22 protein-coding genes and 1 riboswitch are annotated in these 22,431 nt (G+C 43.1%); of the genes, 16 read left to right on the top strand and 6 right to left on the bottom strand.

Going from position 1 to position 22,431, the window contains the following annotated elements:
- Positions 1-95: 95 nt before the first annotated feature.
- The 5 genes from liaF (at position 96) to tig (ending at position 4,463) form a co-directional block, all read left to right on the top strand.
- Positions 96-794 (top strand): cell wall-active antibiotics response protein LiaF, encoded by a 699-nt coding sequence (gene liaF / locus I6H78_RS03670; protein WP_198460107.1) that lies wholly within the window; start codon positions 96-98, stop codon positions 792-794.
- A complete protein-coding gene (locus tag I6H78_RS03665; RefSeq protein ID WP_198460106.1) occupies positions 791-1,789 on the top strand; it encodes an envelope stress sensor histidine kinase LiaS in 999 nt (332 codons plus the stop codon). Before liaF ends, I6H78_RS03665 begins: the two co-directional genes overlap by 4 nt.
- Before the next feature lie 10 nt (positions 1,790-1,799).
- On the top strand, positions 1,800-2,432 hold the full coding sequence (locus tag I6H78_RS03660) for a response regulator transcription factor (protein ID WP_198460105.1): 633 nt from the start codon (positions 1,800-1,802) through the stop codon (positions 2,430-2,432).
- Positions 2,433-3,089, top strand: a complete 657-nt coding sequence (locus I6H78_RS03655; RefSeq protein ID WP_198460104.1) for a DNA alkylation repair protein — start codon at positions 2,433-2,435, stop codon at positions 3,087-3,089.
- Between the two features lie 90 nt (positions 3,090-3,179).
- Positions 3,180-4,463, top strand: a complete 1,284-nt coding sequence (gene tig, locus I6H78_RS03650; protein ID WP_000116504.1) for a trigger factor — start codon at positions 3,180-3,182, stop codon at positions 4,461-4,463.
- Positions 4,464-4,510: 47 nt separating this feature from the next.
- Here the strand turns inward: tig and recD2 are convergent, their stop codons facing one another.
- The 3 genes from recD2 to rnhC all read right to left on the bottom strand — a co-directional run bounded on the left by recD2 (position 4,511) and on the right by rnhC (position 8,509).
- Positions 4,511-6,880, bottom strand: coding sequence for an SF1B family DNA helicase RecD2 (gene recD2 / locus I6H78_RS03645; RefSeq protein ID WP_198460103.1), 2,370 nt, complete (start codon positions 6,878-6,880; stop codon positions 4,511-4,513).
- A gap of 129 nt (positions 6,881-7,009) precedes the next feature.
- A complete protein-coding gene (gene lepB, locus I6H78_RS03640) occupies positions 7,010-7,624 on the bottom strand; it encodes a signal peptidase I (RefSeq protein ID WP_001083992.1) in 615 nt (204 codons plus the stop codon).
- A 3-nt stretch (positions 7,625-7,627) separates the two neighbouring features.
- On the bottom strand, positions 7,628-8,509 hold the full coding sequence (gene rnhC, locus I6H78_RS03635) for a ribonuclease HIII (RefSeq protein WP_198460102.1): 882 nt from the start codon (positions 8,507-8,509) through the stop codon (positions 7,628-7,630).
- An 86-nt stretch (positions 8,510-8,595) separates the two neighbouring features.
- Here rnhC and zapA point away from each other — a divergent pair, with 86 nt between their 5' ends.
- From zapA to I6H78_RS03600, 7 genes are all read left to right on the top strand, one after another.
- Positions 8,596-8,898 (top strand): cell division protein ZapA, encoded by a 303-nt coding sequence (zapA, locus tag I6H78_RS03630; protein WP_000002028.1) that lies wholly within the window; start codon positions 8,596-8,598, stop codon positions 8,896-8,898.
- On the top strand, positions 8,895-9,443 hold the full coding sequence (locus I6H78_RS03625) for a CvpA family protein (protein WP_049484262.1): 549 nt from the start codon (positions 8,895-8,897) through the stop codon (positions 9,441-9,443). Before zapA ends, I6H78_RS03625 begins: the two co-directional genes overlap by 4 nt.
- Before the next feature lie 100 nt (positions 9,444-9,543).
- Positions 9,544-11,880 (top strand): endonuclease MutS2, encoded by a 2,337-nt coding sequence (locus I6H78_RS03620; RefSeq protein WP_198460101.1) that lies wholly within the window; start codon positions 9,544-9,546, stop codon positions 11,878-11,880.
- 168 nt (positions 11,881-12,048) lie between these two features.
- Positions 12,049-12,137, top strand: a riboswitch (glycine riboswitch).
- Between the two features lie 89 nt (positions 12,138-12,226).
- Positions 12,227-13,549: an alanine/glycine:cation symporter family protein gene (locus I6H78_RS03615; RefSeq protein ID WP_198460100.1), complete on the top strand. Its 1,323-nt coding sequence runs from the start codon at positions 12,227-12,229 to the stop codon at positions 13,547-13,549.
- 131 nt (positions 13,550-13,680) lie between these two features.
- Entirely contained in the window at positions 13,681-14,229 is a 549-nt protein-coding gene (locus I6H78_RS03610; protein WP_198460099.1) for a carboxymuconolactone decarboxylase family protein, read from the top strand.
- A gap of 14 nt (positions 14,230-14,243) precedes the next feature.
- Positions 14,244-15,308, top strand: a complete 1,065-nt coding sequence (locus tag I6H78_RS03605; protein ID WP_198460098.1) for an acyl-CoA dehydrogenase family protein — start codon at positions 14,244-14,246, stop codon at positions 15,306-15,308.
- 107 nt (positions 15,309-15,415) lie between these two features.
- A complete protein-coding gene (locus I6H78_RS03600) occupies positions 15,416-16,315 on the top strand; it encodes a TDT family transporter (RefSeq protein WP_198460097.1) in 900 nt (299 codons plus the stop codon).
- Between the two features lie 23 nt (positions 16,316-16,338).
- Here the strand turns inward: I6H78_RS03600 and serS are convergent, their stop codons facing one another.
- The 3 genes from serS to I6H78_RS03585 all read right to left on the bottom strand — a co-directional run bounded on the left by serS (position 16,339) and on the right by I6H78_RS03585 (position 19,565).
- Complete coding sequence (gene serS, locus I6H78_RS03595) at positions 16,339-17,613, bottom strand: serine--tRNA ligase (protein ID WP_198460096.1); 1,275 nt, start codon at positions 17,611-17,613, stop codon at positions 16,339-16,341.
- Positions 17,614-17,826: 213 nt separating this feature from the next.
- The gene (locus I6H78_RS03590) at positions 17,827-18,198 is read right to left on the bottom strand and encodes a DUF956 family protein (RefSeq protein ID WP_000079382.1); all 372 of its coding nucleotides are present in this window, start codon (positions 18,196-18,198) and stop codon (positions 17,827-17,829) included.
- Between the two features lie 2 nt (positions 18,199-18,200).
- Positions 18,201-19,565 (bottom strand): aspartate kinase, encoded by a 1,365-nt coding sequence (locus I6H78_RS03585; RefSeq protein ID WP_000869633.1) that lies wholly within the window; start codon positions 19,563-19,565, stop codon positions 18,201-18,203.
- 282 nt (positions 19,566-19,847) lie between these two features.
- Between I6H78_RS03585 and I6H78_RS03580 the strand changes: the two genes are divergently transcribed.
- From I6H78_RS03580 to I6H78_RS03565, 4 genes are all read left to right on the top strand, one after another.
- Entirely contained in the window at positions 19,848-20,633 is a 786-nt protein-coding gene (locus I6H78_RS03580) for an enoyl-CoA hydratase (protein ID WP_084944338.1), read from the top strand.
- A 91-nt stretch (positions 20,634-20,724) separates the two neighbouring features.
- The gene (fabT, locus tag I6H78_RS03575) at positions 20,725-21,159 is read left to right on the top strand and encodes a fatty acid biosynthesis transcriptional regulator FabT (protein ID WP_000386338.1); all 435 of its coding nucleotides are present in this window, start codon (positions 20,725-20,727) and stop codon (positions 21,157-21,159) included.
- A complete protein-coding gene (locus tag I6H78_RS03570) occupies positions 21,159-22,133 on the top strand; it encodes a beta-ketoacyl-ACP synthase III (RefSeq protein ID WP_198460095.1) in 975 nt (324 codons plus the stop codon). Before fabT ends, I6H78_RS03570 begins: the two co-directional genes overlap by 1 nt.
- Before the next feature lie 57 nt (positions 22,134-22,190).
- Positions 22,191-22,415 carry an acyl carrier protein gene (locus I6H78_RS03565; RefSeq protein ID WP_000257840.1) on the top strand — a complete coding sequence of 75 codons (225 nt, stop codon included), beginning with the start codon at positions 22,191-22,193 and terminating at the stop codon, positions 22,413-22,415.
- The last annotated feature ends 16 nt before the right edge of the window (positions 22,416-22,431 follow it).

The following is a 22,431-nucleotide window of genomic DNA, read 5'->3' as shown; positions in this document are numbered from 1 at the left end:
TTGTAGGAGTGATTTCTGTCCAATCTCCTTTTTCCATCCTCAGACCGAGGTGACTTTTCTGAATTGTGATAAAATAGAAGGGAGAGGATGCATCTATGAAAAAATTTCAAATCTTTTTATTTATTGAAGCCTGTCTATTGACGGGAGCTCTGATTTTGATGGTATCAGAGCATTTTTCGCGTTTTCTGCTGATTCTATTCCTCTTTTTGCTCTTGCTCCGCTATTATACAGGTAAAGAGGACAACAATGTGTTCCTCCTTGTGGCGACTATTCTTTTCTTTTTCATCGTCATGCTCAATCCCTTTGTGATTTTAGCTATCTTTGTGGCAGTTATCTATAGTCTCTTTCTTCTCTATCCAATGATGAATCAAGAAAGAGAGGATACGGATTTGGTCTTTGAAGAGGTGGTAACAGTTAAAAATGAACACAATCCTTGGTTTGGCAATCTCCATCATTTCTCTAGTCACCAGACCTGCCAATTTGACGATATCAACCTCTTTCGCCTCATGGGCAAGGACACCATTCATCTAGAAAGAGTTATCCTAACCAATCATGACAATGTCATTATCCTTAGAAAGATGGTCGGAACGACTAGGATTATCGTACCTGTAGATGTGGAAATCAGCCTCAGTGTCAACTGCCTCTATGGAGATCTTACCTTCCTTCATCAACCTAAGAAATCCCTTCGCAATGAACACTATCATCAGGAGACCAGAGACTATCTCAAGAGTAACAAGAGCGTCAAAATTTTCCTAACTACTATGGTTGGCGATGTGGAGGTGGTCAGAGGATGAAAAAGCAATCCTATCTGATAATCGGCCTGACTTCTCTCCTTTTTATCCTCTTTTTAACCAATAGTCTGCTTGATATTTTAAATCTTGATTGGTCCTATTTGCTACAGGATATCGAGAAAACAGAGAAACTCATCTTCTTGATCTTGGTCTTTAGCCTTTCCATGACCTTCTTTTTTGTCCTCTTTTGGCGTGTGATAGAAGAAGTCTCTCGCAGAAAAATGCAGGTTAATCTCAAGCGACTACTAGCAGGAAAAGAGGTAGTTTCCTTTGCAGATCCAGACTTGGATGCCAGCTTCAAGTCCTTGTCTGGCAAGCTCAATCTCTTGACTGAGGCTGTTCAAAAGGTTGAAAATCAAGGCCTCGTCAAGGAAGAAGAAATCATAGAGAAAGAAAGAAAGCGGATTGCACGTGACTTGCACGATACGGTTAGTCAGGAGTTATTTGCGGCTCACATGATTTTATCAGGTGTCAGTCAGCAGGCTTTGAAGCTGGATAGAGAAAAGATGCAGACCCAGTTGCAAAGTGTCGCGGCCATCCTAGAGACAGCCCAGAAAGATCTGCGGGTCTTGCTACTACATTTGCGACCTGTAGAGTTGGAAGAAAAGAGTTTGGTTGAGGGGATTCAAATCCTCTTAAAAGAGCTTGAGGACAAGAGCGATCTCAAGGTCAGTCTCAAGCAAAATGTGTCTAAATTGCCCAAGAAGATTGAAGAACATATCTTCCGCATTTTGCAGGAGTTGATCAGCAATACCCTTCGCCATGCTCAGGCCTCTTGTCTAGATGTCTACCTCTATCAGACGGATGTTGAATTGCAGCTGAAGGTGGTGGACAATGGGATTGGTTTCCAGTTAGGGAGTTTAGATGACTTGAGTTATGGGCTGCGAAATATTAAGGAGCGGGTCGAGGATATGGCAGGGACTGTTCAACTCTTGACAGCACCTAAGCAAGGACTGGCAGTTGATATCCGTATTCCCCTGCTAGACAAGGAATCATAAAGGAGTAGAGATGAAAATTTTACTGGTAGACGACCATGAAATGGTTCGATTGGGCTTGAAAAGCTATTTTGATCTCCAAGACGATGTGGAAGTTGTGGGCGAGGCTGCCAATGGGGCTCAAGGTATTGACTTGGCCTTGGAACTGCGCCCAGATGTCATTGTCATGGATATTGTCATGCCTGAGATGAATGGGATTGATGCTACCTTGGCCATCCTCAAAGAATGGCCTGAAGCCAAAATCTTGATTGTGACCTCTTACTTGGACAATGAAAAAATCATGCCAGTCTTGAATGCTGGTGCCAAAGGCTATATGCTTAAGACTTCAAGTGCAGATGAATTGCTCCATGCTGTCCGTAAGGTGGCTGCTGGCGAGCTGGCCATTGAACAAGAGGTCAGCAAGAAAGTCGAATACCACCGTAATCATATGGAGCTTCATGAGGAGCTGACTGCGCGTGAACGAGACGTACTTCAACTCATCGCCAAGGGCTACGAAAATCAGCGGATTGCAGATGAACTCTTTATCTCTCTCAAGACGGTCAAGACCCATGTGTCCAACATCCTAGCCAAACTTGAGGTCAGTGATCGGACTCAGGCAGCGGTCTATGCCTTCCAGCACCACTTGGTCGGGCAGGAGGAATTTTAGATGAGTCTTGCAGATTTACTTGAGGAGCTAGAAGCAGCAAAAAATCCGAAAAAAGCAGGCCCCATGGAAGCCTATATGCGCCATCAATTTCCCTTTCTAGGCATTGCAGGTCCTGAAAGAAATGCTCTCTATAAAAAGTACTTTCCAAGCGCGAAAAAAACAAGAGTTATTGACTGGGATTTTGTAGATATCTGCTGGGAAAAGGAGCCTAGAGAATACCAATATGTAGCTGCCAACTATTTGAAAGCTATGCAATCTTATCTAGCGAAGGATGATTTGCCTAAGCTTGAGTACCTGGTCGTGACCAAGTCTTGGTGGGACACGGTAGATATCCTAGACCGAGTAGTAGGAAGTTTGGTAGCCGACCATCCGGAACTTGAAGAAGTGCTTTTAAAATGGAGCCTCTCAGACAATATCTGGCTGAGACGAGTCGCTATTGACCACCAGTTGTTAAGAAAAGAGAAAACGAATGTCCAACTGATGGAAAAGATCCTGCTCAACAATCTGGACCAGACAGAATTTTTCATCAACAAAGCCATCGGCTGGACTCTAAGAGACTACTCTAAAACCAATCCCGAATGGGTAGCACGTTTTATTGAAAAAAATAAGAAAAGAATGGCTGAACTTAGTATCAAGGAAGCGAGCAAGTACCTCTAGCACTATTGAAAAGCGCATTCATTACTTGAAAAAAGTCGCTATTATATGGTATAATGGACTGTATTAAAAATTTTAAGGAGAAATGACAGAATGTCTGTATCATTTGAAAACAAAGAAACAAACCGTGGTGTTTTGACTTTCACTATCTCTCAAGACCAAATCAAACCAGAATTGGACCGTGTATTTAACTCAGTAAAGAAAACTCTTAACGTTCCTGGTTTCCGTAAAGGTCACCTTCCACGCCCTATCTTCGACCAAAAATTTGGTGAAGAAGCTCTTTATCAAGATGCAATGAACGCACTTTTGCCAAACGCTTATGAAGCAGCTGTAAAAGAAGCTGGTCTTGAAGTAGTTGCACAACCAAAAATTGACGTGACTTCAATGGAAAAAGGTCAAGACTGGGTTATCACTGCTGAAGTCGTGACAAAACCTGAAGTTAAATTGGGTGACTACAAAAACCTTGAAGTATCAGTAGATGTAGAAAAAGAAGTAACAGACGCTGACGTTGAAGAGCGTATCGAACGCGAACGCAACAACTTGGCTGAATTGGTTATCAAAGAAGGTGCTGCTGAAAATGGCGACACTGTTGTCATCGACTTCGTTGGTTCTATCGACGGTGTTGAATTTGACGGTGGAAAAGGTGAAAACTTCTCACTTGGACTTGGATCAGGTCAATTCATCCCTGGTTTTGAAGACCAATTGGTTGGACACTCAGCTGGCGAAACTGTTGATGTTATCGTAACATTCCCAGAAGACTACCAAGCAGAAGATCTTGCAGGTAAAGAAGCTAAATTCGTGACAACTATTCACGAAGTAAAAGCTAAAGAAGTTCCAGCTCTTGACGATGAACTTGCAAAAGATATCGACGAAGAAGTGGAAACTCTTGACGAATTGAAAGAAAAATACCGCAAAGAATTGACTGCTGCGAAAGAAGAAGCTTACAAAGATGCCGTTGAAGGTGCAGCAATCGATAAAGCTGTAGAAAACGCTGAAATCGTAGAACTTCCAGAAGAAATGATCCACGAAGAAGTTCACCGCTCAGTAAATGAGTTCCTTGGAAACTTGCAACGTCAAGGTATCAACCCTGACATGTACTTCCAAATCACTGGAACTACTCAAGAAGACCTTCACAAACAATATGAAGCAGAAGCTGAGTCACGCACTAAGACTAACCTTGTTATCGAAGCAGTTGCGAAAGCTGAAGGATTTGACGCTTCAGAAGAAGAAATCCAAAAAGAAATCGAGCAATTGGCAGCAGACTACAACATGGAAGTTGCACAAGTACAAAACTTGCTTTCAGCTGACATGTTGAAACACGATATCACTATTAAAAAAGCTGTTGAATTGATCACAAGCACAGCAACAGTAAAATAATTTTAAAAGAGAAAAAGCCCACCTGTCTAGGTGGGTTTTCTGTTGCACTATTTTCCAAAAATCTCTTTTAAGTCTGCATCTGTAATCCCGATCATGGCTGGGATGCTAGACCAGTTTTCCTCGGTGAGGATGTAGGAGTGTTCAGAGTCACTTGCTGTGGCAGTTTCAGAGAAGGCTTGTTTACTTTCTTCAATATTATTTTCAATTAAATCACTGAAGCGTTCAATCAGATAGGTCTTGCGAGCAGTCCCGATATGCTTGACTGCATAGTCAAAGGCCTGTAACTCGCCAAGAAGGATGAGCTTGCTCTTGGCCCGTGTAATGGCTGTGTAGATGAGATTTCGCTCTAGCATGCGCTTGCTAGCACTGGTGATGGGCAGGATGACAACGGGAAACTCACTTCCCTGAGACTTATGGATACTCATGGCGTAGGCTAGTCGAATCTTGTACCATTCGTTACGTGGGTAGACGACTTCATTGCCATCAAAATCAATGACAATCTCGTCTTGTTTGGACTCAGTGTATTTTCCAGGAATCAGGTCTGTGATGTAGCCTATGTCTCCATTAAAGACATTGACTTCGGCATCGTTGACTAGGTGAATGACCTTGTCTCCTGTTCGATAGTGACACTGAGTTGCTTCAAAGCTAACTTGTCCTTTTTGCTGAGGATTGAGCAGGTCTTGCATAAGCTGGTTGATGGCGTCAATGCCAGCAGTTCCTCGATACATAGGCGCTAGCACTTGAATATCGCGAGCCAAAATACCACTTCTGAGGGCAGCACTAAGAATTTTCTCAATGGTAGCTGGGATATGGCCACTAGCAATTTCAAAGTAGGAACGGTCAGCTTTTTTCTGGGTAAAGTCAGCTGGCAAGATTCCCTTTCGAATTTGACTAGCCAAGGTAACGATAGTTGATTCTTCGCTCTGACGGTAAATCCGTTCCAAGCGAGTCTGCGGAATCAGGGGTATCTGGAGCAGGTCAGCCAGGACTTGTCCAGGACTGACAGAAGGTAGCTGGTCGCTATCACCCACGATGAGAATTTTACTGTTAGAAGAGATGTTGGAGAAGAGTTGGTTGGCTAGCCAAGTATCCACCATGGAAAACTCATCTACAATGATAAAGTCGGCATCTAGATAATCTTCCAGATGGCTGGTATCATCGTCCCCCGTCATTCCCAAATGGCGGTGTATGGTCGCGCTAGGCAAACCTGTCAATTCATTCATGCGCCGAGCTGCTCGACCAGTTGGGGCAGCGAGAAGAATAGGTAAGTTGCTCTTTTTCTTGAGATCGAGTCCTTCAAGCAGGGCATAGACAGCGATAATCCCATTGATAACAGTCGTCTTACCAGTACCAGGTCCACCTGTCAGGATAAAGACCTTGTTCTGGATAGCGTCGCAGATAGCCTGTTTTTGAATGCTATCGTACTGAATCCCCAGTTCTTGCTCGACAGTATCGATATGCTTTTGAATGGTTTCCAAATCATGACTCTTTTGTTTTCCTTTTTCAAGGATACGAACCAAGTGACTGCGGATGCCTTCTTCAGCGAAAAAGAGGCTATTATCAAAGATTTTGGTATCAATCTGCTGAACCTTGTCTTCTTCAATCAAATGAGATAATTCCTGAGCTACTTGGCTGGGATCGAGTTCCACGGGACGGGAAGACTCGAGGAGAGTCAGGGTTTGTTCCAGCAAATCTCGGGCCTCCATATAGGTATCGCCCGTATCCATACATCCCTGAAAAAGACTGTGGACAAGGCCAGCACGGAAGCGTTCAGGAGCTTGGCTTTCGATACCTAGTTCGGCAGCTAATTGGTCAGCAATGGTAAAACCCAATCCTTTGATATCTTCAACCAGTTGGTAGGGATAGTTTTCGACAATATCCAGCGTTTTTTCCTTGTAAAAGTCTTGAATCTGAAAGGCCAGTTTATTGGGAATGCCGTAGTTAGCTAGTTTAGCTAAGACCATCTCGGTTCCGTAGTTAAGACGAAGAGTGGAAACAAAAGCCTCACGGTTTTTGGCAGAGAGTCCTGAGATGCCTTCTAGCTTTTCAGGATGTTCCAGAATTTCATCAATGGTATTGTCACCATAGCTATCAACGATTTTTTGGGCCGTTTTGAGACCAATTCCTTTGAAATGGCTGCTGGAAAAGTACTTGACGAGGCCCTTGCTAGTTGGTTTTGCGCGTTCATAACGGCTGATCTGAAGCTGTTCCCCATACTTGGAGTGCTGAACGATTTGCCCCCAAAAAGTGTAGTCTTCCCCTTCAATCACGTCCGCCATGGTTCCTGTAACGATGATTTCAAAATCGTCAAAGTCCTCTGCGTCCGTATCTTCAATATCTAGGAGGAGAATGCGATAAAAATTACTGGGATTTTCAAAAATAATCCGTTCAATGGTGCCTGAAAAATAAACTTCCATAGGTTTCCTTTACATGAGTTCGTGAGAGTTGTACCCTTAGCTTCTTTCAACAAGCTAGGAGACTAAAAGGTCTTCTTCTCGCAATAGAAAAAGAGGCTAAGACTTAGCATTCTCGGCCTCTTCCTTATCTTAAAAAGTTCCGATACGGTTAAGTGGCCAGAAACGGAATTTTGCTTCACCTTTTATATCGCTTGCCTTGAAGGTACCGACATGGCGGCTGTCGCTAGAGACTAGACGATCGTCACCAAGGAGAAGGTATTCGCCTTGAGGGACAGTAAAGCTGAAGCTGGTATTGGAATTGACATCAACTGTAAAAGCCTGTGCCTTTTGAGCAAGTTCTCTAAAGTAAACTCCCTTATTGCCTTCAAATCCTTTGCCAGTATAGGTGTTTTGTAACTTTTCTGTTTTGAACAAGTTGAGATATTCAGCTAGGTAAGGTTCATTCGTTTCTTCACCGTTGATAAAGAGTTTGTCATTTTCGTAGCGGATGGTATCACCAGGCATGCCGATAACCCTTTTGACAATGTCTTTATTTCCGTCTTCCTCGTGCGCAACCACGATGTCGAAGCGGTCAATTGGGAGGTGTTTGACAACGAAGAGAACTTCTCCGTCGGCTAGGGTAGGGTCCATAGAGTGTCCTTCCACACGAACATTGCTCCAAAGAAAGATACGGCTAAGACCGACCAGTGCGATAATCAGGAAGAAAACTCCCCATTCTTTTAGAAATGTTTTAAACGAATTCATGATTCACCTTTCTAGAAGTGTTTTGGCTTTTTCAGTGTTTTTAAAATGCAGTTTGGCACAGAAATGAAGTCCCTTCATACCATAGGCTTGAAGGATTTTGCTAGCAACCTTATCAGATGCAGTTCCAGCGCCACTTGGCAGTTGATAGCCTAGTTCTCGTCCGAGATTTTCCAAGTTTTCGAGGAAGAGATCACGCGCGATGATGGAGCTAACTGCAACAGCCAGGTATTTGCCCTCGGCTTTTTCTTCTAAGCTAATTTTGTTTGGAAAACGGTTGGCTTCTTGTGCCAAGTACTTGTTATAGTTTTTAGGACTTGTAAAAGCGTCAATCACGATTTTTTCTGGCTGGATTCCTTTTTGAAGCAGGAGAAAGATAGCCTGATTGTGAAGGGCAACCTTTACAGAAACAGCATTGTAACGCTCTCCGATAACTTCGTTGTACTTGCTCGGTGAAAGGAGGAGCGCTTGGTGCTGGATTTTTTCCTTGAGGATAGGGGCAATCTGACGAATCTTTTGGTCAGTCAAGGTTTTTGAATCCCCTACGCCGAATTTTCGCAAGAAGTCGTGCTGATCAGGTGTCACAAAGGAAGCCACAACAGCTAGCCCCCCAAAGTAGGAACCATTTCCCACCTCATCGGTACCGATTATAGGAAAATCTTGTCCACTGTTTTCTTGTCGAACCTGATAGCCAAAGAAATTGGCGTAGTGCTCAGCAGCTTCGCCTTGCAGGAGGACTTTTCCAGAAGTATAGATGGAAACCGTTGCCTGAGGCAGTCGCAAAAAATAGCGAATATAAGGATTTTTACTAGGACTGAGAGCCTTCTGATACTGACTTAAAAAGCTCTGAATTTCCTGTTCACTTGGTGTGAGTGTGATACTTGCCATAGTCTCTATTGTACCACAAAAGCAGGAGAATTGGTAAAAACTGACAAAGTTAGCGAAATTTGGTATAATATCGTGAGGTGAATTTTATGGCAAATCTAAATCGATATAAGTTTACATTCGGAAAAAAGACATTAACCTTGACAACCGAGCATGACAACCTCTTTATGGAGGAAATTGCCAAGGTTGCGACTGAAAAATACCAAGCAATTAAAGAACAAATGCCTGGGGCGGATGATGAAACCATTGCGCTTCTTTTGGCGGTTAATTGTCTGTCTACACAACTCAACCGTGAGATTGAATTTGATGACAAGGAGCAAGAGTTGTTAGAACTCCGCCACAAGTTGATTGCTGTCAAACAAGAACAGAGCAAGATTGAGGACTCCCTATGATTTCAATCCTACTCTTATTGGTTCTGGCTTGGGGCTTTTATATCGGCTACCGTAGAGGTTTGGTCCTGCAAGTTTATTATTTCCTCGTGGCAGTGATTTCAGCCTTTGTTGCGGGACAGTTTTATAAATCACTGGGCGACCACTTCCACTTGCTTGTCCCTTATGCCAATCCTCAGGAAGGACAGGGAACCTTTTTCTTCCCTTCAGACCAGCTGTTTCATCTAGACAAGGTCTTTTATGCGGGTCTAGCCTATCTTCTAGTTTTTGGGATTTGCTACACTATCGGACGTTTTATCGGTTTGTTCCTGCACTTGATTCCAACTAAAAAGCTTGATGTCAAATGGTTGCGTATCGGATCAGGCGTTTTGTCTCTATTGGTAACCTTATTTGTCTTGCAAATGGCTCTGACCATCCTTGCAACAGTACCTCTGGCAGTCATTCAAAATTCACTCGAAAAAAGTATAGTAGCCAAACACATCATCCAAAGTGTCCCTTTTACGACAAACCTTATCAAACAACTTTGGGTGACAAATTTAATCGGATAAAAAGGGCGGGATTTTTCCTAGCCCTTTGTTTACAGATTGGGGGACTAGGTCAAAACCTCTAGTTGCTATAATCTTATAAACAAGCATACAAGGAAAGAATATGAATACAAAAATACTAGAAACCTTAGAATTTAATAAAATCAAAGCCTTGTTTGAACCGCATCTCTTGACAGAACAAGGACTAGAGGAGCTAAAAGGCTTGGCTCCAACTGCCAAGGTGGACAAGATCAAGCAAGCCTTTACAGAGATGGAGGAAATGCAAGCCCTTTTTGTGGAGCAACCCCACTTTACCATCCTAGCGACACGTGAGATTTCAGCTGTCTGTAAGCGTCTGGAGATGGGAGCGGACCTCAATATTGAGGAGTTCCTGCTCCTCAAACGAGTCTTGCTGGCTAGCAGAGAGTTGCAAGGCTTTTATACCAATCTCGAAAACGTACGCTTGGAGCAGTTGGCGAGATGGTTTGAAAAACTACATGATTTCCCACACTTGCAAGGGAGTCTCCAAGCCCTAAATGATGCAGGATTTATCGAAAATTTCGCCAGTGAAGAGCTAGCACGTATCCGTCGGAAAATCCATGATAGCGAGAGTCAAGTTCGAGATGTCTTGCAAGACTTACTCAAGCAAAAAGCGCAGATGTTGACGGAAGGCATAATCGCTAGCCGAAATGGCCGTCAAGTCTTACCAGTCAAGAACACCTATCGCAATAAGATTGCAGGTGTTGTCCATGACATCTCTGCCAGTGGAAACACGGTCTACATCGAGCCACGTGAGGTCGTGAAACTGAGCGAAGAAATCGCTAGTCTGCGAGCTGACGAACGATATGAGATGATTCGTATCCTGCAGGAGCTCTCAGAACGGATCCGCCCTCATGCTGCAGAGATTGCTAATGACGCTTGGATTATCGGCCATTTAGACTTGATTCGTGCCAAGGTGCGTTTCATCCAAGAAAGACAAGCAGTTGTTCCTCAACTTTCAGAGAATCAAGTGATTCAACTCCTTCATGTGCGCCATCCTTTGGTCAAAAATGCTGTTGCAAACGATGTACACTTTGGTAAGGAATTAACGGCCATTGTCATTACAGGTCCCAATACTGGTGGGAAGACCATCATGCTCAAAACCCTGGGCTTGACTCAACTTATGGCCCAATCTGGCTTGCCAATCTTAGCTGATAAGGGGAGCCGTGTCGGTGTTTTCGAGGAAATCTTCGCGGATATTGGGGATGAGCAGTCTATCGAGCAAAGCTTGTCTACCTTCTCCAGTCACATGACCAATATCGTAGATATTCTTGGCAAGGTCAATCAGCACTCGCTCTTATTGCTAGATGAGCTTGGGGCAGGGACCGATCCGCAGGAAGGAGCAGCGCTTGCTATGGCTATTTTGGAGGATCTTCGTCTCCGTCAGGTCAAGACCATGGCGACGACCCACTATCCAGAGCTCAAGGCCTACGGTATCGAAACAGCCTTTGTGCAAAATGCCAGCATGGAGTTTGATACAGCCAGCTTGCGTCCGACCTATCGCTTTATGCAGGGAGTTCCTGGTCGAAGTAATGCCTTTGAAATTGCCAAACGTCTGGGCTTGTCAGATGTCATCGTAGGAGATGCCAGCCAGCAGGTCAATCAAGATAATGATGTCAACCGCATCATTGAACAATTGGAAGAGCAAACGCTTGAAAGCCGTAAACGCTTGGACAATATCCGTGAGGTGGAGCAAGAAAACCTCAAGATGAACCGGGCGCTCAAAAAACTCTACAACGAACTCAATCGTGAAAAGGAAACTGAGCTCAACAAGGCGCGTGAACAAGCTGCCGAGATTGTGGAACTCGCTCTAAGTGAGAGTGACCAGATTCTCAAGAATCTTCACAGCAAGTCTCAACTCAAGCCCCACGAAATCATTGAAGCCAAGGCAGAACTGAAAAAACTAGCTCCTGAAAAAGTCGACTTGTCTAAAAACAAGGTTCTTCAAAAGGCCAAGAAAAAACGAGCTCCAAAGGTGGGAGATGATATCGTGGTCCTCAGTTATGGCCAACGTGGAACTTTGACCAATCGGCTTAAGGACGGCCGCTGGGAAGCCCAAGTTGGCTTGATCAAGATGACCTTGGAAGAGAAAGAATTTGACCTTGTTCAGGCCCAACAAGAAGCTCCAGTCAAGAAAAAACAAGTCAATGTCGTCAAACGTGCTTCTGGTCGTGGTCCGCAAGCCAGACTGGATCTCCGAGGCAAACGGTACGAAGAGGCCATGAATGAGCTGGACGCCTTTATCGACCAAGCCCTGCTTAATAACATGGCGCAGGTAGACATTATCCACGGTATCGGTACGGGAGTCATCCGGGAGGGCGTCACTAAATACCTGCAAAGAAATAAGCATGTCAAGAGTTTCGGCTATGCCCCACAAAATGCTGGAGGCAGTGGCGCCACCATTGTAACCTTTAAAGGATAGAGAGAAGAAGGAGTCAACCTTTCTGAAAAAAGAAATGAAAAGTCAAAAATTTTCATAGAATATATTGACAAAGGCTAACTTTTCTTGTAGAATAATAAAAAATAAAATACCAACACCGAATGAAGTTTAATAGAAGTGGAGAAAGGTTTGTTTTCCATGACTGTAAATGGACGGAACTCTGGAGAGACCGTAAAGGCACCGAAGGGGCAAGGCAGGTAACTGCTCAAACTCTCAGGTAAAAGGACAGAGCTAGGATAGACCGCTTTTTGGCATTTATCTAAGCATTCCAGAGTACATGTATCTTGCATGTGCTCTTTCTTTTGGGGTTGAAAGATAGGAGTAGGAAATGTTAGAATTGCTTAAAGCGCTTGATGCTTTCGTTTGGGGGCCTCCCCTCTTGATCTTATTGGTCGGAACAGGTATCTATTTGACCATCCGACTAGGCCTTTTGCAGGTGGCTCGTCTCCCTAAGGCCTTTCAGTTGATCTTTACCAAGGACAAGGGACATGGTGACGTGTCGAGCTTTGCTGCTCTCTGTACGGCTCTAGCCGCCACTGTTGGTACGGGAAATATCATCGGGGTCGCAACAGCCATTAAGGTTGGAGGACCAGGGGCCCTCTTTTGGATGTGGATGGCAGCCTTCTTTGGGATGGCGACCAAATATGCCGAAGGATTGCTGGCCATCAAATATCGCACTAAGGATGCAAATGGAGCTGTAGCTGGAGGACCCATGCATTACATCCTTTTGGGGATGGGAGAAAAGTGGCGTCCACTTGCTATCTTCTTTGCCCTAGCGGGTGTATTGGTAGCCCTTCTAGGGATTGGTACCTTTACCCAAGTCAATTCGATTACAGAATCCATTCAAAATACAGCCCAAGTTGATCCAGCTATCACGGCTCTGATTTTATCCATTTTTGTAGGGATTGCCGTCTTTGGTGGCCTCAAATCCATATCAAAAGTTTCGACAGCAGTGGTTCCTTTTATGGCTATTGTCTATATTCTGGGAACTCTTACAGTTATTCTCTTTAATATCGAGAAGGTCCCAGCTACACTTGCCCTCATCTTTACTTCAGCCTTTAGTCCAGCTGCTGCAGTAGGTGGCTTTGCCGGTGCCAGCATTCGGATGGCTATCCAAAATGGTGTGGCGAGAGGAGTCTTTTCTAACGAATCTGGTCTTGGTTCAGCTCCCATTGCAGCTGCTGCGGCTAAGACAAATGAGCCTGTCGAGCAAGGCTTGATTTCCATGACAGGAACCTTTATTGATACTTTGATAATCTGTACTCTTACAGGTATGACAATCTTAGTAACTGGTGTTTGGAGTGGTGATTTAAATGGGGTTGCCTTGACTCAGTCAGCCTTCTCAACAGTTTTTTCACATTTTGGACCTGCTCTTTTGACCATCTTTCTTGTACTCTTTGCCTTTACGACGATTCTCGGATGGAACTACTACGGAGAACGCTGTTTTGAGTTTCTCTTTGGAGTACGTTATATTTGGATTTATCGGATTGTGTTTGTCAGCATGGTCTTGTTGGGTGGGTTTATCGAGCTGGACAGGGTCTGGATTATCGCTGATATCGTCAATGCCTTGATGGCTTTGCCAAATTTGATTGCCCTCTTAGTTTTATCACCAGTCGTCATTGCTGAGACTAAAAAGTATTTTAAACACTAACCCAATCACACTTTTAGTGTGATTTTTTTCATTTCATAGACATTTCCTATCAAGGCGATTGAAAATATATATTATCCAGGTGGAAAATTCTATGATAGACTAAATGACAATAAAATGAAAAGAGGTTTCTTATGACAACATTTACCATCCACACAGTAGAATCAGCACCAGCAGAAGTGAAAGAAGTTCTTGAAACAGTACAAAAAGATAACAATGGCTATATTCCCAACCTAATCGGTCTCTTGGCCAATGCCCCAACCGCGCTTGAAGCCTACCGAACTGTCGGAGCCATCAACCGTCGCAATAGCTTGACACCAGTAGAACGTGAAGTGGTGCAAATCACAGCTGCCGTAACCAATGGTTGTGCTTTTTGTGTCGCTGGTCATACTGCCTTTTCGATCAAACAAATCCAGGTGAATGATGATCTTCTCCAAGCCCTCCGTAACCGTACCCCAATCGAGACAGATCCAAAACTAGATACTCTAGCTAAGTTTACCTTGGCGGTCATCAATACCAAAGGGCGTGTAGGTGATGAAGCCTTGGCTGAATTTTTGGAAGCTGGCTACACACAACAAAATGCCTTGGATGTGGTTCTCGGTGTTAGTCTTGCTAGCCTTTGCAACTATGCTAACAACCTAGCCAATACCCCTATTAACCCAGAATTGCAACCTTATGCATAAAAGGAGGAAAGAGTATGGGATTTTTTTCCGAAGAGTTTTTGAGCTGGTTGGACCAGCATGCTGATGAAATTGATAAACAGTCTTGTGAGGCTGGAGAGCAACTGATTGAAAGGATTGCAGCAGAAGGAGCTTTTCGTGTAGGTGTTCCAGAATCTCTCGGCGGTTCAGGCGGAAGTGATCATGATGTCATTGATATCCTAGCAGAACTTGCTCAACATTCTTTGACGGCCTCCTTCATTTCCTGGGGACAACGTACCCTAATTGACAATATTCTCCATTCAGAGAATTCCTATTTGAAAGAAAACTATCTGGAAAAGCTCTTGTCCGGTGAATATGCAGGCGCGACCGCCCTGTCTAATGCTGTCAAGTATTTATCTGATTTAGAAGAGCTGAATGTTTATATCATCGAAGAAAATGGGCAATTTTATCTAAAAGGGCGACTGCCATGGGTAACCAATGCCCGTAGAAATCGTTTCTTAACTATTTTTGTGGCAGGCTCTGCTGATGATCCAAGTAAAAGCTATGTGGTGACTGTGCCATCGGACGCAGAGAATTTTAGTCGCTCGGAAGACTTAGAATTTGTTTCTCTTCAGGGAGGAAACACGGCTGCTTTGACCTTTAATCGGGTTCATTTAAAAGAAGAGTGGATTCTATCCAAGAATGCTAAAGAATTTTTAACTCAAAATCGTCCCGCTTTTTTAGGTTACCAATTTGGTTTAGCCTTTGGTTTAGCTGAACGTTCTCTATCAGAAGTAGAAAAAGAATTGGGGAAACGAAGTGTATTAACAGATGAATGGCAATATCAGGTAGAGCAGTTAGAGGCTATTCGGCAAGCTCTTTATCAGGGATTGTCTGACCGGTCTTATTTCGTTCCCAATCCGCGTGAACTCTTTCAGTTAAGAATAGACATTGTGGATGTGGTTGCTCAAAGTCTTCTATTAGAGTTACAAGCTGGTGGAGGTAGAGGCTACTTTAGCAAATCAACATCTGGTTTTATTCGTCGTTGGAATGAAGGAGCATTTCTTCCGATTGTTTCTCCAAGCGCTGTTCAGTTGCGCCACATCTTAGCAACGAGTTAAAAAATAGTAGAATAAAAACGAAGTTTGAATATCCAACTTCGTTTTTTAAGTCCTCATTTAAGCGCTTTTATGCTATACTAATAATAACATGATTATTGGAGGCTCGGATGAAAAAGCTCCCCTTGGTATTTTCTGGCTGTTTATTAGGTCTAGCAGGTGCAGGAAATCTGATTGCAGATACTTGGCCAGTTCTGTCGCATTTATTGAGTCTGACTGGTCTAGTGTTGTGGATTTTCTTTCTTGTTGTTCATCTTTTTAATTGGGAAGAAACCAAGAAAGAATTGACCAGGCCCCCTCTTTTATCTGGGATGGCCACTTTTCCTATGGCTGGGATGATTTTATCGACCTATGTCTTTCGCGTATTCCCTGCTCTTCCTATAGTAGCACAAGGGACCTGGTGGTTTTCATTTCTCTTGGATTTGGCTTTGATTGCTACTTTTACCATCAAATTTGCCTGTCCAGGTCGGAGGGTCAATGCGACTCCTAGCTGGACGGTACTCTATGTGGGGATAGCAGTAGCAGCCTTGACCTATCCTCTTGTCGGTATCATTGAAATTGCCTATGCGACCTTGAGTTTTGGTTTTGTCTTGACCTTCTATCTCTATCCCCTTATTTATAGTGACTTAAAGAAAGATCCACTCCCAGTGGCCTTGCTTGGACAGGAAGGAATATACTGTGCTCCCTTTTCCCTACTCTTGGCTTCTCTAGTTCGAGTTGGAGGAGCAAGCCTACCGACTTGGCTCTTGATTATCATGATTTTGGCATCTCAATCCTTCTTTTTCTTTGTTTTAACTCGCCTGCCCCATATTTTAAAGCGAGGCTTTCAACCAGCCTTCTCAGCCCTAACTTTCCCAACCATTATCACAGCTACTTCGCTCAAGATGGCTCAGGGAATTTTGAAACTTCCATTTCTGGATTATCTGGTATTGGCTGAAACCGTTATTTGCCTAACTATTTTATTCTTTGTCTTGGGTGCTTATCTGATTTGGTTACGAAAAAAGGTCTAGCTAGAAATAGCTAGGCCTTATTTTTATGGTTTGATAACTTCAGCCCCACCCATATATGGACGAAGAGCTTCTGGAATGGTTACAGAACCATCTGCGTTTTGATAGTTTTCAAGAATGGCAGCCACTGTACGTCCAACTGCAAGTCCAGAACCATTCAAAGTGTGAAGGAGTTTCACCTTGCCATCTGCTTCATCACGGTAACGGATTTGGGCACGACGGGCTTGGAAATCTTCTGTATTTGAACAGCTTGAGATTTCACGATAGGTATTTTGGGCTGGAATCCAAACTTCCAAGTCGTATGTCTTAGCAGCTGAGAAGCCCATGTCCCCAGTAGAGAGGGCAACGACACGGTATGGAAGGTTGAGTTTTTGAAGAATATTTTCAGCGTTAGCTGTCATTTTTTCTAATTCTTCATAAGATTCTTCTGGTTTGGCAAATTTGACCATTTCAACTTTGTGGAATTGGTGCAGACGAATCAAGCCACGTGTATCACGACCAGCTGAACCAGCCTCAGAACGGAAAGATGGACTCATAGCGGTAAAGTAGATTGGTAGATCTTTACCGTCAAGGATTTCATCACGGTAGTAGTTTGTCAAAGGCACTTCAGCTGTAGGAATGAGGACATAATTAGTATCTTTCAATTCAAAAGTGTCTTCCTTGAATTTTGGATATTGACCAGTACCAAACATAGAATCATGGTTGACCATGTATGGTGTGATGACTTCAGTATAGCCCTCTTTTCCATGCTCGTCCAACATAAAGTTGTAGATAGCACGTTCCAAACGAGCGCCAAGACCTTTGTAGAAGAGGAAGCGAGCGCCCGTTACTTTACCCCCGCGTTCCCAGTCAAGGATACCAAGGTTTTCACCAAGATCCCAGTGAGCTTTTGGCTCGAAGTCAAATTCGCGCGGACTACCCCAACGGCGAACTTCCACATTGTCATCTTCATCAGCCCCAACAGGAACACTGTCAGCTGGGATGTTTGGAAGAGTAGTGGTGAATTCTGTTAATTTAGCATCGATGTCTGCCAATTCAGCATCCAAGGCTTTGACTTCAGCAGATAGGGTTTGCATCGCAGCAATCTTGTCATCGGCGTTTTCCTTGTTACGCTTAGCTTGGGCAATCTCAGCAGAAACTGTGTTACGTTCAGCCTTGAGAGTCTCAACCTTAACCAAGATGTCACGACGTTTAGCATCGATTTCTTTCATCTCATTTAAGATAGTAGAATCTACACCACGTGTAGCTAATTTTTCAGCGACAGCATCAAAATCTGTACGAATACGTTTAATATCTAACATAAGAACTCCTTTATGAAAAAAGCACATCTGATAAAGTGTTGGAGTGGCAGGGCCACGGTTCCATCCAACTTCACAGGTGTGCACTTGATTGTATATGTAATTGTTACTAACGGTAGAATTTCACCTATCCCTTCTATCTGCTCGCAGCACCCGCAGACTTTCTGAAAGAAGGAGATAACCTACTTATCCGTTGCTATGATTATACTAAAGTTTCTACTTTTTTGCAAATAGATTTTTAAGTTTTTGTCCAATGGTCTGGAGTAGAGTTGGAAGTTTCACGACCTTGTCGTTTCCTAATTTTTCCCGAGCGATTTTGAGGATAGCTCCGGAGTCTTTTGAAGCAAAGAGGAATTTTCCTTGATCGGTAAAGACTTCAAAGTGGCGGCTGATCTTGCGACCACTTACGTTAGCTCCGATTTGATTGACGCTGGACCAGGGGATTTGGATATATTGTTCGACATTGACATCAGGATAAAACTCTAAGGCTTGATCCCCAACTAAAAATTTTCCAACTTTTCCAGAGATAGAGAGGTAAGATGTCCCAGTAGTTTGGAGGTCAATGACTTGATTGAGTGATTGGGCCATGATTAATCTTCCTTACTTTCATCGAAAAAGGCATGATAGAGAGCCTTGATAGCTGCCTTTTCTTGCTCTTTATTGACAACAAACATGATGGAAACTTCACTTGAGCCTTGGGACATCATCTGGATGTTGATCTTGTTTTCAGATAGAGCGCGTGTTGCAGTAGCAGTTACCCCGATATGGCTCTTCATCTTTTCTCCGACAATCATAATGATGGAAAGGTCGTGTTCGATTTCAGCATGGTCCACTTCAGCTTTTTGAACGAGTTGACGTAGAATTTCTTCTTCTTTGATAGGAGTCAATTCACGGGAGCGGAGGATGATTGAAAGATCGTCGATACCTGTAGGCATGTGTTCCCAACCGATGTTGAGGTCCTCAAGGATTTGCAGAACCTTGCGACCAAACCCGACTTCGCGGTTCATGAGGTATTTTGACATGTTGATGCTGACGAATCCTGAGTCACCTGCAATCCCTACTACTGGGAATTTATCACTACTGTGTTCTAAAACAATGCGCGTACCTGGGTGATCAGGGTTGTTGGTATTCTTGATGACAAGAGGAATTTTTCCGCGGTAGGCAGGAAGAAGAGCTTCGTCATGAAGAACTGAAAATCCAGCGTAAGCCAACTCACGCATTTCACGGTAGGTTAATTCAGGAATGGAGTGTGGTTGGTGGATAATACCAGGGTGGGCAGCAAAGATACCATCTACGTCCGTAAAGTTTTCATAGAGATCAGCCTTAACACCTGCTGCAATGATAGAACCTGTGATATCTGAACCACCACGTGAAAAAGTACAGATTTGATTTTCCTTAGTCACACCAAAGAAACCAGGGATGACAAGGACTTCGTTGCTATCAGCCAAGCCTTCAATCTTGTCATAACTAGATGGAATGATACGTGCGTTTCCTGGTTCACTTGTGACAACAATTCCAGCTTCTCTTGGGTGAACATAGCGTGCATCGATACCGTTTTGGTTAAAGTAGGCTGCAATCAATTTGGCATTGTTATTTTCTCCAGCCGCTAGGAAGGTGTCATAGAGAAATTCATTGTCCTCTATAGGAAGAGTTGCCAAGGCCCGAATACTTTTAGAGATTTTTTCTAAAACAGCAGGTTTTAACCCTAGTTCACTAACCATAGCGGCATAACGGTCAATGATCCAGCTTTGGCTAGCACTGATGTCATTTCCAGCCACATAGTCGCGATAGTATTTAATCAAAGCATCAGTTACCTTGGTATCTTCAGCATTGCGTTTGCCGGGTGCAGAAACGACTACAAAACGGCGTTCTTTATCACTTTTAACGATGTTTAAGACTTTTTCTAACTGACCAGCAGAGGCAAGCGAGCTTCCGCCAAATTTTACAACCTTCATAAGGACTCCTCAAGTAAGTATTTTATACGATTATAGCAGAAAGAGGGGTATTTTTCAATGAAGAAAATAACTTCCTATTATAATAGAAGAAAACATTAACTTATTCTGAAAAGCAATAACAGTTTAAAAGTAAGTGTGTAAAATTTCTCTCACATTCATAATGAATGGGAAAATAATCAGCTGAGACACTTTCCTTTAGTTTTTCCTTGCCTCTTTATCCAAAAAAAGGTATACTTTGATGATAAAAAAATTTTATTGCCTTATAAAAGAAAAGGAGAAGCTATGAATCATATCTTATATCAGATCGTAGATGATCTGGCTATCATTACTTTGAATCGTCCCGAAGTGGCAAATGGTTTCCATATCCCAATGTGTGAGGAAATTTTAGAAGCTTTGACTCTAGCGGAGCAGGATCAAGCTGTGCAGTTCATCTTGATTAATGCTAATGGGAAGGTCTTTTCAGTTGGGGGAGACTTGGTTGAGATGAAACGCGCAGTGGACGAAGATGATATCCCTTCTTTGAATAAGATTGCAGAGTTAGTCAATACAATTTCTTTTAAAATCAAGCAAATTCCTAAACCTGTTTTGATGGAGGTAGATGGAGCGGTTGCTGGTGCTGCAGCAAATATGGCAGTAGCAGTTGATTTTTGTTTGGCGACTGACAAGGCAAAATTCATTCAAGCCTTTGTTGGAGTTGGCTTGGCACCAGACGCTGGTGGGATTCATCTCTTGAGTCGTAGTATCGGGGTAACACGAGCTGCACAACTTGCCATGACAGGTGAAGCCTTGACTGCTGAAAAAGCGCTAGAATGGGGCGTGGTATACCGTGTTTGTGAAGTTGACAAATTAGAAAAAACAAGAGAACAAGTTCTAAAAAAATTAAGAAGAGGTTCAGCAAACTCATACGCAGCGATTAAAAAGCTAGTTTGGGAAAGTCAATTTAAGGATTGGCAGAATTACGCTGAATTAGAATTGGAATTACAAGAATCGTTATCTTTAACTGAAGACTTTAAAGAAGGGGTTCGAGCGCATTCTGAAAGAAGAAGACCAAAATTTACAGGAATGTAAAAAAATACTTGCACAATTTTTTGAAGTTTGTTATACTTCTTTTATCAAATGTTTTGATTGTAAAAGTTTTTTTGAGGAGGAGGGAAAAAGTTTGGACTACCAACAAGTAAATGATTATCTAACATCTATTTTTAATAACGTCCTTGTGATCGAGGAGGTTAGCTTACGAGGTAGTCGATTCAAAGACATCTCCATCAAAGAAATGCACACGATTGATGTGATTGGGAAGTTCCCGGAGGCAACGCCAAGTAAGGTTTCAAAAGAACTGATGGTAACTCTTGGGACAGTGACGACGAGTTTGAATAACCTGGAGAGAAAAGGTTATATTGAGCGTATTCGTTCTGACCAAGACCGTCGCGTGGTCTATCTGCATTTGACAAAGCAAGGTCGTTTGGTTCACCGCCTTCATAAACGATTCCACAAGGCTATGGTTGAAAAAATCATCGATGGCATGAGCCCTGAGGAAAAAGAAGTCATGGGCAGAGGTTTAACGAACCTTTATCAATTTTTGGAGGATTTGAAATAATGGCTTTTGCAAAGATAAGCCAGGTTGCTCATTATGTTCCAGAGCAAGTGGTCACTAATCATGACTTAGCCCAAATCATGGACACAAACGATGAGTGGATTTCAAGTCGGACAGGAATTAAACAGAGACATATTTCAAAAACAGAGTCTACAAGTGATTTAGCGACAGAAGTAGCTAAGAGCTTGTTGGCTAAAGGGAGCTTAACAGCGGATCAGATTGATTTTATCATTGTAGCGACGATTACCCCAGACTCGATGATGCCTTCCACAGCAGCTCGAGTTCAGGCAAATATCGGAGCGCATAGAGCTTTCGCCTTTGATCTGATAGCAGCTTGCAGTGGCTTTGTATTCGCTCTCTCAACTGCAGAAAAGTTTTTAAGTTCTGGACAGTTCAAAAAAGGGATTGTTATCGGGGCTGAGACCTTATCCAAGGCAGTTGATTGGTCAGATCGTTCGACAGCTGTTCTCTTTGGGGATGGTGCTGGTGGGGTTCTCTTGGAAGCGAGCGAAACACGTCACTTCCTTGTGGAAAGTCTCTATACGGATGGCTCTCGGAGCGAGTGTTTGACCTATGGTCAAACGGCTTTGGCTTCTCCTTTCTCGGATCAAGAAGCAGTTCCTGCTTTTTTGAAAATGGATGGACGAGCAGTTTTTGATTTTGCAAATCGTGATGTTGCTAGATCGATCAAAGAAACCATTGAAAATGGTCCGATCGCAGCATCGGAATTGGATTATCTCTTGCTTCATCAGGCAAATATCCGCATTTTGGATAAGATGGCTAAGAAGATCGGTGTTGACCGAGACAAACTTCCAGCCAATATGATGGAGTATGGGAATACCAGTGCAGCAAGTATCCCGATTTTGCTCTCAGAGTGTGTGGAGAATGGTATGATTCGTTTAGATGATAGCCAGACGATTCTCCTATCAGGCTTCGGTGGAGGTTTGACATGGGGCACACTCATTCTTACAATCTAGGTAATCATGTGGTAAACACATAGTTATAAATTTTTTATATTTTAAAGGAGTCCTATCATGGCAGTATTTGAAAAAGTACAAGAAATTATCGTTGAAGAACTTGGGAAAGACGCATCAGAAGTAACACTTGAATCTACTTTTGATGATTTGGATGCAGATTCATTGGACTTGTTCCAAGTAATCTCTGAAATCGAAGATGCTTTCGATATCCAAATCGAAGCAGAAGATAACTTGAAAACAGTTGGTGACTTGGTTGCCTACGTTGAAGAGCAAACAAAATAATTAACATATTACTAGA

Origin of the sequence: Streptococcus oralis, from assembly GCF_016127915.1 — a bacterium.
Lineage (GTDB): Bacteria > Bacillota > Bacilli > Lactobacillales > Streptococcaceae > Streptococcus > Streptococcus oralis_BO.
Note: the sequence above shows the minus strand (reverse complement) of the source record. Positions and strands in the feature narration are given on the sequence as shown.

What these genes read in the sequence shown, in the direction of transcription:
- I6H78_RS03590 (WP_000079382.1), bottom strand. Translation starts at nt 18,198, where the DNA reads ATGGCCCAATCACTCAATCAAGTCATTGACCTCCAAACTACTGGGACA.
- I6H78_RS03600 (WP_198460097.1), top strand. Translation starts at nt 15,416, where the DNA reads ATGAAAAAGCTCCCCTTGGTATTTTCTGGCTGTTTATTAGGTCTAGCA.
- serS (WP_198460096.1), bottom strand. Translation starts at nt 17,613, where the DNA reads ATGTTAGATATTAAACGTATTCGTACAGATTTTGATGCTGTCGCTGAA.
- I6H78_RS03570 (WP_198460095.1), top strand. Translation starts at nt 21,159, where the DNA reads ATGGCTTTTGCAAAGATAAGCCAGGTTGCTCATTATGTTCCAGAGCAA.
- I6H78_RS03665 (WP_198460106.1), top strand. Translation starts at nt 791, where the DNA reads ATGAAAAAGCAATCCTATCTGATAATCGGCCTGACTTCTCTCCTTTTT.
- I6H78_RS03580 (WP_084944338.1), top strand. Translation starts at nt 19,848, where the DNA reads ATGAATCATATCTTATATCAGATCGTAGATGATCTGGCTATCATTACT.
- I6H78_RS03565 (WP_000257840.1), top strand. Translation starts at nt 22,191, where the DNA reads ATGGCAGTATTTGAAAAAGTACAAGAAATTATCGTTGAAGAACTTGGG.
- lepB (WP_001083992.1), bottom strand. Translation starts at nt 7,624, where the DNA reads ATGAATTCGTTTAAAACATTTCTAAAAGAATGGGGAGTTTTCTTCCTG.
- I6H78_RS03610 (WP_198460099.1), top strand. Translation starts at nt 13,681, where the DNA reads ATGACAACATTTACCATCCACACAGTAGAATCAGCACCAGCAGAAGTG.
- tig (WP_000116504.1), top strand. Translation starts at nt 3,180, where the DNA reads ATGTCTGTATCATTTGAAAACAAAGAAACAAACCGTGGTGTTTTGACT.
- I6H78_RS03620 (WP_198460101.1), top strand. Translation starts at nt 9,544, where the DNA reads ATGAATACAAAAATACTAGAAACCTTAGAATTTAATAAAATCAAAGCC.
- rnhC (WP_198460102.1), bottom strand. Translation starts at nt 8,509, where the DNA reads ATGGCAAGTATCACACTCACACCAAGTGAACAGGAAATTCAGAGCTTT.
- I6H78_RS03585 (WP_000869633.1), bottom strand. Translation starts at nt 19,565, where the DNA reads ATGAAGGTTGTAAAATTTGGCGGAAGCTCGCTTGCCTCTGCTGGTCAG.
- recD2 (WP_198460103.1), bottom strand. Translation starts at nt 6,880, where the DNA reads ATGGAAGTTTATTTTTCAGGCACCATTGAACGGATTATTTTTGAAAAT.
- liaF (WP_198460107.1), top strand. Translation starts at nt 96, where the DNA reads ATGAAAAAATTTCAAATCTTTTTATTTATTGAAGCCTGTCTATTGACG.
- I6H78_RS03655 (WP_198460104.1), top strand. Translation starts at nt 2,433, where the DNA reads ATGAGTCTTGCAGATTTACTTGAGGAGCTAGAAGCAGCAAAAAATCCG.
- I6H78_RS03605 (WP_198460098.1), top strand. Translation starts at nt 14,244, where the DNA reads ATGGGATTTTTTTCCGAAGAGTTTTTGAGCTGGTTGGACCAGCATGCT.
- I6H78_RS03660 (WP_198460105.1), top strand. Translation starts at nt 1,800, where the DNA reads ATGAAAATTTTACTGGTAGACGACCATGAAATGGTTCGATTGGGCTTG.
- zapA (WP_000002028.1), top strand. Translation starts at nt 8,596, where the DNA reads ATGGCAAATCTAAATCGATATAAGTTTACATTCGGAAAAAAGACATTA.
- I6H78_RS03625 (WP_049484262.1), top strand. Translation starts at nt 8,895, where the DNA reads ATGATTTCAATCCTACTCTTATTGGTTCTGGCTTGGGGCTTTTATATC.
- I6H78_RS03615 (WP_198460100.1), top strand. Translation starts at nt 12,227, where the DNA reads ATGTTAGAATTGCTTAAAGCGCTTGATGCTTTCGTTTGGGGGCCTCCC.